This window comes from Dyella sp. SYSU CM1112, from assembly GCF_058216415.1.
On the sequence record NZ_JBZEGI010000001.1, the window covers coordinates 285,750 to 300,389 of the forward strand.

Genomic DNA, 14,640 nt, shown 5'->3' on the forward strand with positions numbered 1-14,640 from the left:
AAAGGCCGGCGTATTCCGCCACGATTCACGAATTTGAGGTCGAGGTGTTAATCCGCAGTTACTATGCACGGTTCGAGGAGCTCAACCATGCACAAAACTTACGACCGGGCCTATTTTGACAAGTGGTATCGGGATCCACGACATGCCGTGACATCCGCGGCCGTGCTCAAACGCAAGGTGGCGATGGTGGTGGGGCAGGCCGAGTATTACCTGGGGCGGCCGATTCGCACGGTGCTCGATATCGGTTGCGGCGAAGGGGTATGGCGCGCGCCACTGCGTGCTTTACGGCCGCATGTCCAATATCGCGGCCTGGACGCCAGCGAATACGTAGTGAGGCGTTACGGACGCAGCCGCAACCTTGGCCTGGCTCGGTTCGGCCAATTGGCGGAACTGCGCTTCGATACGCGCTTCGATGTCATCGTGTGTACTGACGTACTGCATTATCTCAAGCCATCCGAGATACGCGCCGGTTTGATCGGCATCGGCGACATGCTGGAGGGTATTGCGTTTCTGGAGGTGTTCACCCGTCGCGATGACGTGGAAGGCGATCATCACGATCTGCAGTTGCGCACGCCGGCGTGGTATTTGCGTGAATTCCGCGACGTGGGATTGTTGCCGTGCGGCTCGCATTGCTACCTCGGGCCGAGGCTGGAGAGGCGAGTGGCTGCATTGGAGCGAGCGCAGCTTGCGTGAATGCCTGGCGCTGTGTTTGCTCCGACGACGATGGCGGTGTCGACAGGCCCTAGACAAGCATCACTTTTACGCCCGCCTCGCGCAGCGCTTGGACCATGTCCGGTGCGGCGCTCTCGTCGGTGATCGCCATATCCAGGGTCTGCACCGGCGTGATGACGGACAGGCTGCGTTGTCCCAGCTTGCTGGCGTCGAAAACAGCGATGGTTTCGCGGGAGACTCGGATCATCAGCGCATTGAGTGAGGCTTCGAGAGGGTCCGGCGTGGTAACGCCGACGTCCGGATCGAGACCGTCCACGCCAAGGAAGAGCTTGTCTGCGGAGATCCGCGACAAGGCCTGTTCCGCATCCGGCCCCACCAATGAATACGAGGTCGGGCGCAACAGTCCGCCAAGCATCATGACGCGCATGTTCGGCAGCCCGGACAGCTCCAGTGCGATATTCAGCGCATTGGTGACGATCGTCAGCGCTTCGAACTTCATCTGCCGGATCTGTCGCGCGATCTCCACCGTGGTGGAGCCGGAGTCGAGGATGATCGTTTCGCCGTCCTTGATGAGCTTGGCCGCTGCGTGACCGATGCGCAGCTTTTGCGGATGCGAGCGCGTTTCCTTGATATTGAGCGGTGTGTCGTGGGTGACTGTTTGCGTCGCCGGCAGCGCACCGCCATGCGAACGCGCGAGGGCGCCACTGCGCGCCAACGCTTCCAGGTCGTTGCGGATGGTGACGGTGGAGATGCTGAAGCGTGCTGCCAATTCCTCGACGGTGGCGCGGCCGTTGGCTTCAACGTATTCGACGATCAGGCGCCGGCGTTCTTCGACCAGCAGGCGTTGCGAAGGTGCGTAGGCACGGTTTTCACTCATAACGAAGGGACGTTTAGAAGTCTGGCGGCATTGTCATGGTATATCTTGCGGAGAATCGTGTCTGGTAAACCCAGGCCATAGATCGACCAGCGGCCCTGCGGGGGCGTCTCGGCGGGGGCGTAGTCGAAGTATTCGTCCTCGGTTTCCAGGAAACGGTAGTAAATCTCGTAAAGCTCGTCGCCAAATAGCTGCTGCGGCACGTCGTTGCCATAGGGCGGTGGCACGGCATCGGTGCCGAACAGGATGCGATCCTGGTAGCGCTCGACAAATCGGCGCGCTGCGCGCGGCTGACGTCCCAATTCACCGATGCGGGCGCTGATATCCACCAGGGTGTTGGGGAAACGGTTCAGGCAGTCCGATACGGCTTCCAGATTTTCGGCCCAGTTGCCCACATGCATCAGTGCGAAGGTGGTTTTGGGATGGCGTGCGATGACGCGATCGCGCGCGGCAAGCAATGCTTCGTTACTGGGAAATTCGGGACCGTAAAACGACCAGTCCGGGTGCTTGCTCAATTCCTCATAACGCTCGTTATGGGCGTCGGTCGGCAGAAAGAATGCTTCCGGATCGGAAACGTGCATGAACACCGGCATGTTGTGGGCCGCGCATGCCTCCCACATCGGATCGAAGCGATGGTCGTCCACCGCCACCAACGGCCCGGTATCGAGCTGCTCGCGCAGGTAGAGCCCCAGCGTTTTCAGCAGCTTCAGGCCGCGTGCGCCGACATGGTGTGCATGTGCGACGGCATCGGCCTGCAGCTGGGGATAGGTGGCTTCGGGGAAGTGTTCATACGAAGGTTCAGTGAGTGTGATGAAGCGTCCGGGTGCCGCCTGGTCGAATTGCGCAACCGTCTGTTCCAGGCCTTTTCCTACGCCTCCGGTGAGATTGACCAAGATGCGGATGCCTTTGCGGTCCATCACAGGCAGCAGTTCTTCCGGAGTGGCGAACACGGTCATTTCTTCGCCGACCGAGATGCCGTTGCGCACGTTCGTCGACCAGGTGAGATGGGTGTGCGCGTCGATCACTGGGAAGCGTGGGCGCTCGATGTTCGTCTTGCGTACCCGCAGCATGCTGCGCGGTTGGAAGTCCTTCAGGCGTAATTCGCTTTTGCTTTGATCCGCGGCGGTTTGCAGGGGATTTTTGCCGCCACCTGCGTTAGCGCGCAGGGTTCCCGTGCCGGTGGGTGGGGCGCAGCAGAAGCAACCAGCGCGTGTTTGTGCGCGGAAAGACCAGGCTGGTGTGAGTTTGCGTGAAGGCGGTCGCATGGTGTCGTGTGCACTCTCCGGCAGTTCAAGGCATTGGTATCGTCAATACGGCGCACACCGAAGTGCTTTTTCGGCAGTGAAGCAGGTCAAGCTAACGCAAACGCCATGCAATGCTCTACCTGCGATAGGCCGCTACGCCAACATGTTGTTGATGGGATTTGTGTATGTCGCCACAGCCCCCTCCCCGGTTGGGTGTACGGAATGCCCGCAGGCATTCCCACCGGGGAGGGAGGGGCGCCGCGCCGATTGCGGGAAAAAAGGGGGGAGCCCGCAATGGCACGGAAGCGAGGCCAGTCAGTGCGGATACCTGGCCATGATCTGATGAACCTGCTGCACCAGGGCAATGGCCTGATCGAGCGGACGCAGCCACATATTGCGGCCGAACATCACGCCGGTAGCACCGGAGGCCATGTAGAACTCCACTTTGCGCAAGACGGCTGCATCGTCGTCATTCTTCTCGCCACCGGAGAACAGCACCATGGTGCGGCCAGCCGAGCGCACGACGCGCTTAGTACGCGCCGAGGCATCTTCCTGCAGCGTGTTGTACGGAGCCGGCAGATGGGCGGTGTGGTCATCGGGCTCGTGCAGTTTGACGATGTCCGCACCCAGCTCCAGCGCAACGCGTGCGGCATAGTCCTGTGCGTAAAGGCTGCCCTTGCCGCCTTTGGCGTCGACCGCCGTGCCGCGTGGGTATGACCACAGCACCAGCGGCATGCCGAAGCGCTCACAATTCTGGCGTACTTTTTCGAACTGGCGGAACTCATCGTGCTGGCGCGGGGAGCCCACATACAAGGTGTAGCCGACGGCATCGGCACCGAGTCGTACGGCATCTTCCACCGAGGCGAACAGAGGCGAGGTGGCCTCCGCGTCGCTGGGGATATTGGTCTTGCCGTTGAGCTTGAGGATGAGCGGGATCTGCCCGCACCACTCACCCATGTATTTTTCGGCCAGACCTACGCCCAAGGCGATGGCTGAAAAATTGCCCTCGACCGCGAGCCGGAACTGATACTCCGGGTCGATCGCGGGCGGGTTGGGGAAAAAGTCGGTGGGGCCGTGTTCCAAACCCTGGTCCAGCGGGAGTACGAGCAGGCTGCCGTTGCGCGGGCCGTGCCCGTACATCAAGCGCCACAGGCGGGTTCGCTTGCCATGGGAAAGGGCGAGACGTGAAAACTTTTCGGAAGTTTTCGAAAGGTATTGTAACGTGTCTTTCATTTCGAATACTCTGGAGTCGCCGTCGAATGGTTTCACATTCGAGCGAATTAAACGAAATGTCAATACTTCATAAGAAAACGAAAGTAAATGCTACATTGGAGGGGCTGCGTTCCTCCTTGGCCAGCGCTCAGCGGGCTGCGGGTTACGCGGACACGTTGCGCGAGATCCTGCAACAACCCGATACCTGGAGCGACACCTTCAGGCTGGCAGAGGACGTGGCGATACGCGAGAAGTGGATCCAGGCGCTCGATCCGCGGCCGTCTCACATCGTGCTGACCGGCTCGGGCAGCTCCATCTACATCGGTGACTGCCTCACACCATTGCTGCAGCCGGCACTTGGCGTGCCGGTACAGGCGATTGCCGCGGGCACTTTGTTGACGCATTGGCGCAGCGTATTGCCGCCGGGGCCTGGCCTGCTGATTTCCCTGGCGCGTTCGGGCGATAGTCCGGAGAGCAGTGGCGTCGTCGATACCTTGCTTGCCGAAGCGCCGTCCTGGCGGCATCTGGTTCTCACCTGCAATGCCCATGGCCGGCTGGCCTCCCGCTATCGCGACGAGCCTCGCGTGACAGTGGTGGTGCTGGACGAACGCACCAATGATCGCAGCCTGGTCATGACCAGCAGTTTCACCAACCTGCTGCTGGGTGGTCTGGGTTTGTTGCGTGACACCTCGGCCGCGCTTGAGGCGGACTCACTGGAAACAGCTGCTTCCCAGGTACAAGACATTTTTGACCAGCAGTCGGATGGGATTGCGGCACTGGCCAGGCATGACGCAGGTTCGGCCATCTATCTTGGCAGTGGCGCGGCATTCGGTGCGGCGCGCGAGGGCGCACTGAAGATGCTGGAAATGACCGGTGGCAAGGTCATGACCATGGCGGAAACCTTTCTTGGTTTGCGTCATGGTCCGATGTCTTTTATTCGTCCGGATAGCTTGATCGTCGCTTTGCTGTCACCCGATCCGGCCGTGCGCAAATACGAGTGCGATCTGTTGCGCGAGTTGTCACGCAAGCAACTTGGCCTGGCCAAGCTGATCGTCGGTCATGACATTCCCGACGACGTGCTGGCACCGAATGACATCGCGATCGAACTGAATGGCACCGCGCCGCAGCCGGAAGTTCCCTCGCTGCTGACCGGCATCGTCGTGACGCAGTTGCTGGCACTGTTTCGCTGTTTGCAGCTTGGCGGCAAACCCGACGCGCCCTCGGAAGGCGTGCTCACGCGAGTCGTCGAGCATTTTGAGATTCATGGGGCGACTTTATGACGCCGCTCGATCGGTCCGCGCGCATTCTGGTCGTCGGCGAGATCAACGTCGATTTCGTGTTCAAGGGCTGCCATGCCTTGCCTGCGCCAGGCAAGGAAGTGCTGGCAGACGATTTTGTGATGACGCCTGGCAGCTCGTCGATGATCTGCGCGATGGGGCTGGCACGCCTCGGTAACCACGTGGCTTTCCACGGCCTTCTTGGAGCCGATGCATCTGGCATGTTTTGTCTGCAGGCTTTGCGTGAAGCGGGCATCGATGTGGCTTCGCTGCGGCTGGACCATGCCTTGCGTACCGGCGTTACGGCTTCGTTGTCCACGCCGCAGGATCGCGCCCTGGTGACGTTTGCCGGGGCGATGTCAGCCTTGCACGCCGAAGACATTGCCGACGAATGGCTGGAGCATGCCGATCATTTGCACGTCTCCTCGTACTACCTGCAAAACGGCCTGCGTCCAGGTTGCCGCGATCTATTCGCGCGCGCGACATCCATGGGCCTTACCACCTCGATTGATCCGGGCTTCGATCCGGCGCAGCAGTGGGGCGAGGATTTGCGGGATACCTTGAGCCAGGTGGATCTCTTCCTGCCTAACGAGCAGGAGTTGCTGGCGATCACCGCCTGCAACGATCTGCGTGAAGCCCTGATGGCGGTGCAGAACGGGCGCACGCGCACCGTGGTAAAGCGTGGGCGTGATGGATGTGCAAGCTTGCATGACGGTCAATGGCTGGCGGTGCCAGCCTATGTTGTCGATGCCATCGATACCACAGGCGCGGGCGATTCTTTCGATGCCGGGTTTCTGCATGCATGGCTGCGTGACATGCCCTGGCTGGATAGCATGCGCTGGGGCAATGCCTGCGGAAGCTTGTCCACGCGCGGTATTGGCGGCACCACCTGTCAGGCCACAGTGAGCGAGGCGCTGACCCTGATGGCGGAGATCCCATGATCACCGTCGCCGGCTTCAACACGGCCATCGATCGTTTCATCCATATCGATGCGTTGACGCCTGGCGAAGTGCATCGGGTCCGCGAAGAAAAACTATATCCCGGCGGTAAAGGTGTGCATGTAGCGCAGACCATCGCCGAACTGGGTGAGCGCGTGCAGTTGGTGGGACTGGTCGACGCTACGTACCGTGATCTCATCAGTGGGCGCATGCGCGAACGCGGCGTGCTGTTTCACGGCGTGGAAATCAGTGGCGCGCTACGTCATTGCCTCGCCTTGCAGGAAGCCGGCGGCAGCATTACCGAAATTCTTGGGCAGGGACCTTGGCTGAATCCGGCTGAATGCGATGCGCTGCTGCAGGCTTTTCGCCGCAGCGCCGAAGAAAGCGATCTGGTGATTCTTTCCGGCAGTCTGCCGCGCGGCTTCCCCGACACGTTGTATGCCGAACTGATCGAATACGTGCGTGGTCTTGGCAAGCGTTGCCTGGTCGACGCGAGCGGGGCAGTGATGCGGCATGCGGTAAGTGCGAAGCCTTACCTGGTGAAGCCGAATCGCGATGAGATCAGCGAACTGGTCGGCTGCCCGGTGATCAACCTGCAGGCCGCTGAGTTGGCGGTGACCGCATTGCATAACCGTGGCTTGGCGATGCCGGTCGTGACGATGGGCGAATGGGGGGCCATCGCTGCGGACGATACCGGCCTATGGCATGCGCAAGGTGATCCCGTGCGCGTACGCAATGCCGTGGGTTCAGGTGATTGTTTTCTAGCCGGCATGGCCGTTGCGCTGCAACGGCGTATGTCCATCGAACATGCCTTGCGCCTGGGTGTGGCGTGCGGCGTGGCGAATGCGGAATCGGAAGAGACCGGTTTTGCAGAGCGAAGCAGCGTGGAGTCGTTGCTTCCGGGAGTGAACGTCCGCCGTCTGCGTGGCGCGGGGAGCGCACACAAGGGATCGAATCAATGACGGTTGGCGAGGAGGCGTAGCCAAAAAATAAATCCGGCGTGCAAGGGGGAGCTTTCGCCCGGATATCTACCTTCGCACGCGGGCATGTTTCCACGCGATGCGACATCACAACACGGGAGGGTAGTTCTGATGTATGCCAGCAAAGCAAGGTGCCGACACCCTGGCACCGCGCATTCCACGACGTACTCGACGAAAACCTGGATGTCGTCACGAAAGAAAGGGATGGTCATTGCAATCGGCAGCTTGCTCGTTTCGGCCGGTGCTTATGGTCAATCGACGACCAGTAATATTTATGGCCAGGCGCCACCCGAGAAGGGCTTGAGTGTCCTCATTCGCAGTGATACCGGACTGTCGCGTGACATCCCTGTCGACAGCACCGGTCGCTATAACGCCGCGCAGCTGCCGGTGGGCACCTACACGGTCACATTGATGCGCGACGGCACCGCGTTGCAAACCCGCGACAAGGTGGCACTGCGCGTCGGTGTCGGCGCCAATGTGTCCTTCACGCAGCCGGTTGCCGCAAAGGAGTTGTCGGGTGTCATGGTATCGGCCAACAGCGTGCCGCCGATCGATGTCAGTTCGGTGGATTCGCGTACCGTCATTACCGCCAAACAGCTGGCCGCGTTGCCGCTGCCGCGTACCGCCGAAGCAGCCGCGTTGCTGGCACCGGGAGCGGTGAGCGATAGCGGTGGCTTCCTCAGCACAACCGGCGTGCCGCTGGTCAGCTTCGGCGGTTCGTCGGTGGAAGAGAACGCGTACTACATCAACGGTTTCAACACCACGGATCCTTATCTCGGCCAAGGCGGTATCACGCTGCCTTACGGTTCGATCGATCAGGAAGAAGTCTATACGGGCGGATACAGCGCGCAGTACGGCCGCTCCGATGGTGGCGTGCTCAACATGATCGGCATGAGCGGTACCAATGAATGGCATTTCGGCGGACAAATGCTTTACGAGCCGGAAGGTTTGCGGTCCAGCCAGGACAATACCTACTACAGGAATGGCCTGCCTCCTTCGCCGGTGGCGGGAAACCTGTTTGATCCAAACAGCAAGGACACACGTTGGACGTCGGTATACGACGCTTACGTCGGCGGTCCGATCATCAAGGACAAGCTGTTTTTCTTCGTGTCCGCGGAGATGAGTGACGAGGGCATTCACACGGTCAACAGCGTGACCAGCGGCACGGCAGAGAACTATAAGACGCGGTTGCCCAAGTGGTACGCGAAGATCAACTGGAACATTACCGACAAGAACCTGTTGGAACTGACCGGTGCTTCCAGCAAGGAGGAGACATACGGCTCGCTCTACAACTACGACTACAACAGTCTGCGGGAAACATCGTTAAGAGGTTTTGCCAACAATACCAAGAGCGGCGGCGACATGCTGTCGGCCAAGTTCACCAGCTACATCACCGACAATCTGACGTTCACGGCCTTGTACGGCAAGATGAAGTCGTTTAACTACAGCATTCCGGAGGACTACGATCCTGACGCGACTTACATCGCAGGCGCCACTTATCAGAATCCTGCTTACAACGGCGGTGTGCCCAATAATGGCATCCAGACGATCCAGTCGCTGTACAACCCTTACTATCGAACCAGCAACCTGCGTGCAAGCCTGAGCTATGTGCTCGGCAGCCATACCCTCACAGTAGGTATCGATAACCTCACATCTGGCGCCTACGACCAAGGTAACCATTCATCCGGTCCCGGTTATTACTGGAACTACGGTTACACACCGGATCCTACCGTGCCTTTGATTCCTGCATTGGGCGTCGGCGCTCTGGCTGCTTATCCGAATGGCGCTTCAGGCTATTACGTCAGCAAGAACATGTTCATCGGCGGCGCCAACCTGCTGACCAAGCAGCGTGCCGAATACATCGAAGATCAATGGCAGGTGAGCGACCGCTGGCTGGTGTCGCTGGGTCTGCGCAATGACGGCTTCGCCAATTACAACGCTGCCGGTCAGACCTACATGGCGCAGACCAAGCCGCAGTGGGCGCCGCGCCTGGGCTTCAGTTGGGACGTCAATGGCGATGGCAGTTTCAAGGTGTACGGCAATGCCGGCCGTTACTATCTCGGTTCGCCATTGGCACCGGGTGGCCCGGCGAACGGTTACATCAGCACGCAGCAATACTTCACCTACAGCGGCATCGCGGCGGACGGTACACCCACTGGCCTTACGCAGGTTTCGAAGCCGGTCTCGGCAGACAATGCTTACGGCCAGACGCCCGATCCGCGCACGATCACGGTGCAAAACCTCAAGGCCGAGAACCAGGATGAATTTATTCTCGGCTTCACCAAGACGCTGGGACCGGCGTGGATCTATGGCGCCAAATTGACGCGCCGGATTCTGCGTCACGACATCGACGATTATTGCGACGTGCAGGCGGTCATCAACAAAGCGGCCTCCATCGGTATCGACGATGTCAATAACGCCAGCTGCTATTACATCAATCCAGGGCAGGCCAATACCTTTGCGGTACAGGATCCGAATGGCGTTTTCCACGACGTGACCCTCACCAATGCGGAGATGGGCTTTCCCGCGATGGTGCGCAAATACTACGGGCTTGAAGGATTCCTGGAACATCCCTTCGATGGGCACTGGTACGGCAAGATCGATTACGTGTTTTCGCGCAGCTACGGCAACAACGAAGGCATGGGCCAGACGAACATCCAGGCGCTGGCGGAAACCCAGAACACCTACTGGGATTTTCCACAGTTGATGGAATACGGTATTGGTCCACAAGGCGAGGATCATACGCATCAGATCAAAGCCTATGGGTATTACCAGATCACACCCGAGTGGCAGGTCTCGGCGAATCTGACCCTGGTATCGGGCGGTCCGAAATACTGTCTAGGCTTATACGGTCCGAATCAGACCGATCCGGTGGGTTATGGCTCGCTTTATCAGTGGTGCGGCGGCCAGCCATCGCCACCCGGTGCGGCAGGCCGCTTGCCGTGGATGAAGCAGCTGGATCTGGGCTTGCGCTATCGCCCTGCGTTCGCCGCACACAAGCTCGGCTTCAGTCTCGATGTCATCAACGTGTTCAACGGCCAGGCGCCGCTCAACGAGTATCCGTATTACAACACCGGAACCGTACCGGCTGCGCCCAACCCTCAATACGGCACACCGATGTTGCTGCAGCAACCACGCTATGTTCGCTTCGGCGTGACCTACGATTATTGAGGTGGCTAAAGGCCGGGCGTCCGGAAATCATCGCAGTGTGTTGGCGATTAGCTTTGCACCGGCAAGCTCGCGATGGTTTTTGGACGCAGGGCTCTAGACGAAGGATGTATTCAAATGCGTTTTTACTCCAAATGGCAGGGCTACCGGCACGCAGTGATGCCGTGCAAGGGTTTGAGCATGGCGACGGCAGCGGTGCTTGTTGTTACGACGACGGTGCTTCCGCTGTCATCCGCCAGGGCGGTCCCGGCTGGCTACGTGTTTGGCAACGCGGCGATATCGGTGCATTGGGAGCCAAGTGGCCGGCATGTCGGTACGCTGGTATTTACGGATCACGTCAATAAGCGCGATCTGTCTGTCGTCTCGCCTTTTGCGTTGACATTCCGCAATGGCACGACGCTGGACGCGTCACAGTTGTCTTTGCTGGCGCCGACCAAAGAGATTGTGCTGAAGGCGGACCCGAAGGCTTCACGGGAAGCCGCGCGATTGCCTGGACATGCTCTTGAGGCGAGCTTCGGCGATGCAGCCGGACGCATTCGCGTCGACTGGCGATGGGTGCAACGTGAGGGCAGCGATTACTTGCGCGAGATCGTCACGGTTACGGCCTTGAAGAACGATCAGGACATCTCGCGCATCGACCTGCTGCAACTCCAGGCGGACCACGCGGAAGTGGTGGGCACGGTGCAGGGTTCACCCGTGGTGTCGCAGCACGACTACATGGGCTTCGAACAGCCGTTATCCAACAGCGAGGTACGCGGCAACCGTGTCCATCTTTGGATCGACGAAGGGCTGCCTTTGCAAAAAGGACAGTCGTATACCTATTCGGCGGTTGTCGGTGTAACTCACGACAATCAGCTGCGGCGTGACTTCGCTACATATGTGGAACGCGAGCGCGCACATCCGTATCGTCCGTTCCTGCATTACAACTCCTGGTACGACATCGGCTATTTCACGCCTTATACGGAGGCAGAGGCACTCAATCGCATCGATGCCATCGGTGAGGAACTGAGCGTCAAGCGTGGCGTGAAGCTGGATTCGTTCCTGTTCGACGATGGCTGGGATGATCGCAGCGGAAGCTGGCATTTCAGCAAGGATTTTCCGCACGGTTTCGTCCCGCTCAAGCAGGCCGCGGCGAAGTACGGCGCGGCGCCCGGTGTGTGGCTGTCGCCATGGGGCGGTTATAGCAAGCCCAAGCAGGAGCGCTTGAAAAACGGCAAGGCAGCCGGTTACGAAATCATCGATGGCGGTTTTGCACTGTCGGGTCCGAAGTATTACCAGCGATTCCATGATGCGGTGATGGAACTGTTGACCAAGGATGGCGTCAATCAATTCAAGTTCGACGGCACGGGCAATGTCAGCAGTGTGTTTCCCGGCAGCCGGTTCACCAGCGATTTCGCTGCGGCCATCCAGTTGATCGAGGACATTCGCAAAGCCAAGCCCGACACCTATATCAATCTCACCACCGGTACCTGGGCATCACCGTTCTGGCTGCGCTATGCCGACTCCATCTGGCGCGGCGGCGAGGACGACTGGCATGCCGGGGTCGGCACCGAGCGCGAACAGTGGATCACTTATCGCGACCAGCAGACCTACGAGAACATCGTGATCCAGGGGCCGTTGTTCCCGATCAATTCGCTGATGCTCCACGGCATCATCTACGCGCAGATGAACAAGCGCCTGAATACCGATCCGGGCCACGATTTTCCCAACGAGGTGCACTCCTACTTTGCGACCGGCACGCAGTTGCAGGAGATGTACATCACGCCGTCGCTGCTCAGCAAAGAGGATTGGGACGTACTGGCCGATGCCGCCAAGTGGGCACGCGCCAATGCGGACGTCTTGCGCGATACGCATTGGATCGGCGGTGATCCGGGACGGCTCGATGTCTACGGTTGGGCGGCATGGTCACCGCACGAGTCGATCATCACGCTGCGCAATCCGGATTCGCATCCGCAACGGGCGATCATTGATTTGCAACGGCAACTGGAATTGCCTCCCGGCGCGGTGCGCCGTTTCCGCGTGCGTGATGTGTGGAAGAGCGGCGGCGATGTGCCGGCGCATTTGGATGCCGATCATGTGAGCACGATCACGCTCGCACCCTTCGAAGTATTGACCCTTGAATTGACGCCTTGAGGTACGCTCGGGCGCTCTGTGCTTGAGCAGTTTGCACTCGCACTGCATGTGACAAGCAAGAGGGCGGGGCGAGTGAAGCAGCCGTGAGGCGGTTTCAACGGCGCAGCAAGTTCGTACAACCCTGCTCCGGCCCTCCCCTGCGCGCAGGGGAGGGGCATGTTGTACCCAAGCACGACTCAAGCAAGCTGTTTGATGAGGGAGCCATGCAACGACGCGATTTTCTTCGGTTTGCTTTGCTGACGCCGCTGGCGGGAAGCATGTCGTTGGTCGAGGCGGAGACGGACACCAAGCTTTCTGTCGAGCCATTACCTGACGGCAAACCGCGCCGCTTTGAACTTGGCCGTAAACAGTTCCTGCTCGACGGCCGGCCGTTCCGCATCCGCAGCGGTGAAATGCATCCTGCACGCATTCCCGCCGAGTACTGGTTGCACCGTATCCGGATGGCCAAGGCGATGGGGCTCAATACCATTGCCATCTATCTGATGTGGAATTATTTCGAAAGCGAACCGGGCATGTTCGATTTCACGACCGAGCGCCGTGACTTCGCGCGCTTCATCAAGCTATGCCAGCAGGAAGGCATGTGGGTGTATCTGCGGCCCGGCCCCTACGTATGTGCGGAGTGGGACTTGGGTGGACTGCCGGCGTATTTCCTGCGCGATCCCTCCATTCGTGTACGAACCAAGGACGATCCGCGCTACATGCAGGCCGTGCAGCGCTACATGGATGCCATTGCGCCGAAGCTCGCGCCGCTGATGGCAAGCCAGGGCGGCCCGATCCTGATGATGCAAATCGAGAACGAATACGCGTCGTTCGGGCATGACCTGGGCTACCTGCTGCGCCTGCGTGAGATGTGGCAGGCGCGTGGAATCCATGGCCCGTTTTCGGTTGCCGATGGCTTGGCGGAAATCCAGCAAGCCAGGACCTATGTGCCGGGCACAGCCTTGGGTTTGGACGGCGATACCGATTTCGCGGCGGCGCAGACAATCGCCGGCGAAATGCCGGTGTGGATGAGCGAGGGATATCCGGGCTGGCTGACGCATTGGGGCGATCTGGATTTTCAGGTCGGCCATTTCACCGGGACGTTGCGCCGACTCCTGGCCGAAGGCCGTTCGTTCAATATGTACGTCGTGCACGGCGGCACCAATTTCGGCTTCACCGCCGGCGCCAATGCACGCAATGACTACGCAGACTTCGAGCCGGTGATCACCAGTTACGATTACGGTGCGCCCATCAATGAACGAGGCGAGGCAACCCGGAATTACCACATGTTCCGCGCATTGATCGCGCCGCATGTGCCTCACACTGTTCCTGAGCCGCCGCCGACACCGCCGACGATCCGCTTTGCGGAGGTGATCGCTCAACCCTTCACCTCGATCTGGGACAACCTCCCGTTGCCCGCCAGCCAAGTGGAGAAGCCCAATCCGAACGAGATGCTGTTCGCGCAGGATCATGGCATGGTGGTGTACCGGAAGACGCTGCTGAGCGGCGGCATGCTGAACATGGAAGGTTTGCGCGATTACGGCACGGTGTTCAGCGACGGCAAGTATCTGGACTATGTGTCGCGCGTAAACAAGCCGGGGCTGCATGTAAGGCACTACGTGGATATTCCCCCGCCAGCCAACGGCGCGGGCACGACGGTGGAAATTCTCGTCGACAGCTTCGGCCATGTAGGTTACGGACAGGCGATGTACGACTTCAAAGGTATCGTCGGTGCCGTGACGCTCGACGGTGACGAGTTGCACGATTGGCAAGCACACAGCTTGCCGATGGACGAGGCCTACATCGCCGGCCTGCCACCGTTCCATGCCAATTCCATCTACAGGCAACGTCCGGGCCTGTTCTTCAAGGCCACGGTTACGCTGGACAAGCTTGGCGATTGCTACCTCGATATGAGCGATTGGGACAAAGGCTACGTGTGGGTCAATGGAAAGCTGCTTGGCCGCTATTGGCGCATCGGGCCGCAGCAGCGCCTTTATTGCCCGGCGTCGTGGTTCATGCGCGGACACAATGAAGTGCTGGTGTTCGACATGCACCGCGTGACGCCGACGGCGATTCGCAGCAGTGATCGGTTGACGGGGTGATGGTGTCGTCATTTCCGCTTGCGCGGGAATGAAAGCTCAACAGCGCGCGGCACTAAAACGG

The 14,640-nt window shown here is 59.7% G+C and carries 10 protein-coding genes; 7 read left to right on the forward strand and 3 right to left on the reverse strand.

The window, feature by feature from the left end:
- The first annotated feature begins 87 nt into the window (after positions 1-87).
- Positions 88-693, forward strand: coding sequence for a methyltransferase (locus tag AC4HNJ_RS01490; RefSeq protein WP_490477750.1), 606 nt, complete (start codon positions 88-90; stop codon positions 691-693).
- Between the two features lie 49 nt (positions 694-742).
- Here the strand turns inward: AC4HNJ_RS01490 and agaR are convergent, their stop codons facing one another.
- The 3 genes from agaR to AC4HNJ_RS01505 form a co-directional block, all read right to left on the reverse strand.
- On the reverse strand, positions 743-1,549 hold the full coding sequence (gene agaR, locus AC4HNJ_RS01495) for a transcriptional repressor AgaR (protein WP_490477751.1): 807 nt from the start codon (positions 1,547-1,549) through the stop codon (positions 743-745).
- Positions 1,546-2,811: an amidohydrolase family protein gene (locus AC4HNJ_RS01500; RefSeq protein ID WP_490477752.1), complete on the reverse strand. Its 1,266-nt coding sequence runs from the start codon at positions 2,809-2,811 to the stop codon at positions 1,546-1,548. The genes agaR and AC4HNJ_RS01500 overlap by 4 nt, the downstream gene beginning before the upstream one ends.
- Before the next feature lie 294 nt (positions 2,812-3,105).
- Complete coding sequence (locus AC4HNJ_RS01505; protein WP_490477753.1) at positions 3,106-4,023, reverse strand: class I fructose-bisphosphate aldolase; 918 nt, start codon at positions 4,021-4,023, stop codon at positions 3,106-3,108.
- 56 nt (positions 4,024-4,079) lie between these two features.
- Here AC4HNJ_RS01505 and AC4HNJ_RS01510 point away from each other — a divergent pair, with 56 nt between their 5' ends.
- The 6 genes from AC4HNJ_RS01510 (at position 4,080) to AC4HNJ_RS01535 (ending at position 14,579) form a co-directional block, all read left to right on the forward strand.
- Positions 4,080-5,282, forward strand: a complete 1,203-nt coding sequence (locus AC4HNJ_RS01510; RefSeq protein ID WP_490477754.1) for an SIS domain-containing protein — start codon at positions 4,080-4,082, stop codon at positions 5,280-5,282.
- Positions 5,279-6,220 (forward strand): carbohydrate kinase family protein, encoded by a 942-nt coding sequence (locus tag AC4HNJ_RS01515; RefSeq protein WP_490477755.1) that lies wholly within the window; start codon positions 5,279-5,281, stop codon positions 6,218-6,220. Before AC4HNJ_RS01510 ends, AC4HNJ_RS01515 begins: the two co-directional genes overlap by 4 nt.
- A complete protein-coding gene (locus tag AC4HNJ_RS01520) occupies positions 6,217-7,179 on the forward strand; it encodes a 1-phosphofructokinase family hexose kinase (RefSeq protein WP_490477756.1) in 963 nt (320 codons plus the stop codon). The genes AC4HNJ_RS01515 and AC4HNJ_RS01520 overlap by 4 nt, the downstream gene beginning before the upstream one ends.
- Before the next feature lie 222 nt (positions 7,180-7,401).
- On the forward strand, positions 7,402-10,368 hold the full coding sequence (locus AC4HNJ_RS01525; RefSeq protein WP_490477757.1) for a TonB-dependent receptor: 2,967 nt from the start codon (positions 7,402-7,404) through the stop codon (positions 10,366-10,368).
- A gap of 114 nt (positions 10,369-10,482) precedes the next feature.
- Positions 10,483-12,498, forward strand: coding sequence for an enterotoxin (locus AC4HNJ_RS01530; protein WP_490477758.1), 2,016 nt, complete (start codon positions 10,483-10,485; stop codon positions 12,496-12,498).
- A 203-nt stretch (positions 12,499-12,701) separates the two neighbouring features.
- Positions 12,702-14,579, forward strand: a complete 1,878-nt coding sequence (locus AC4HNJ_RS01535; RefSeq protein ID WP_490477759.1) for a beta-galactosidase — start codon at positions 12,702-12,704, stop codon at positions 14,577-14,579.
- The last annotated feature ends 61 nt before the right edge of the window (positions 14,580-14,640 follow it).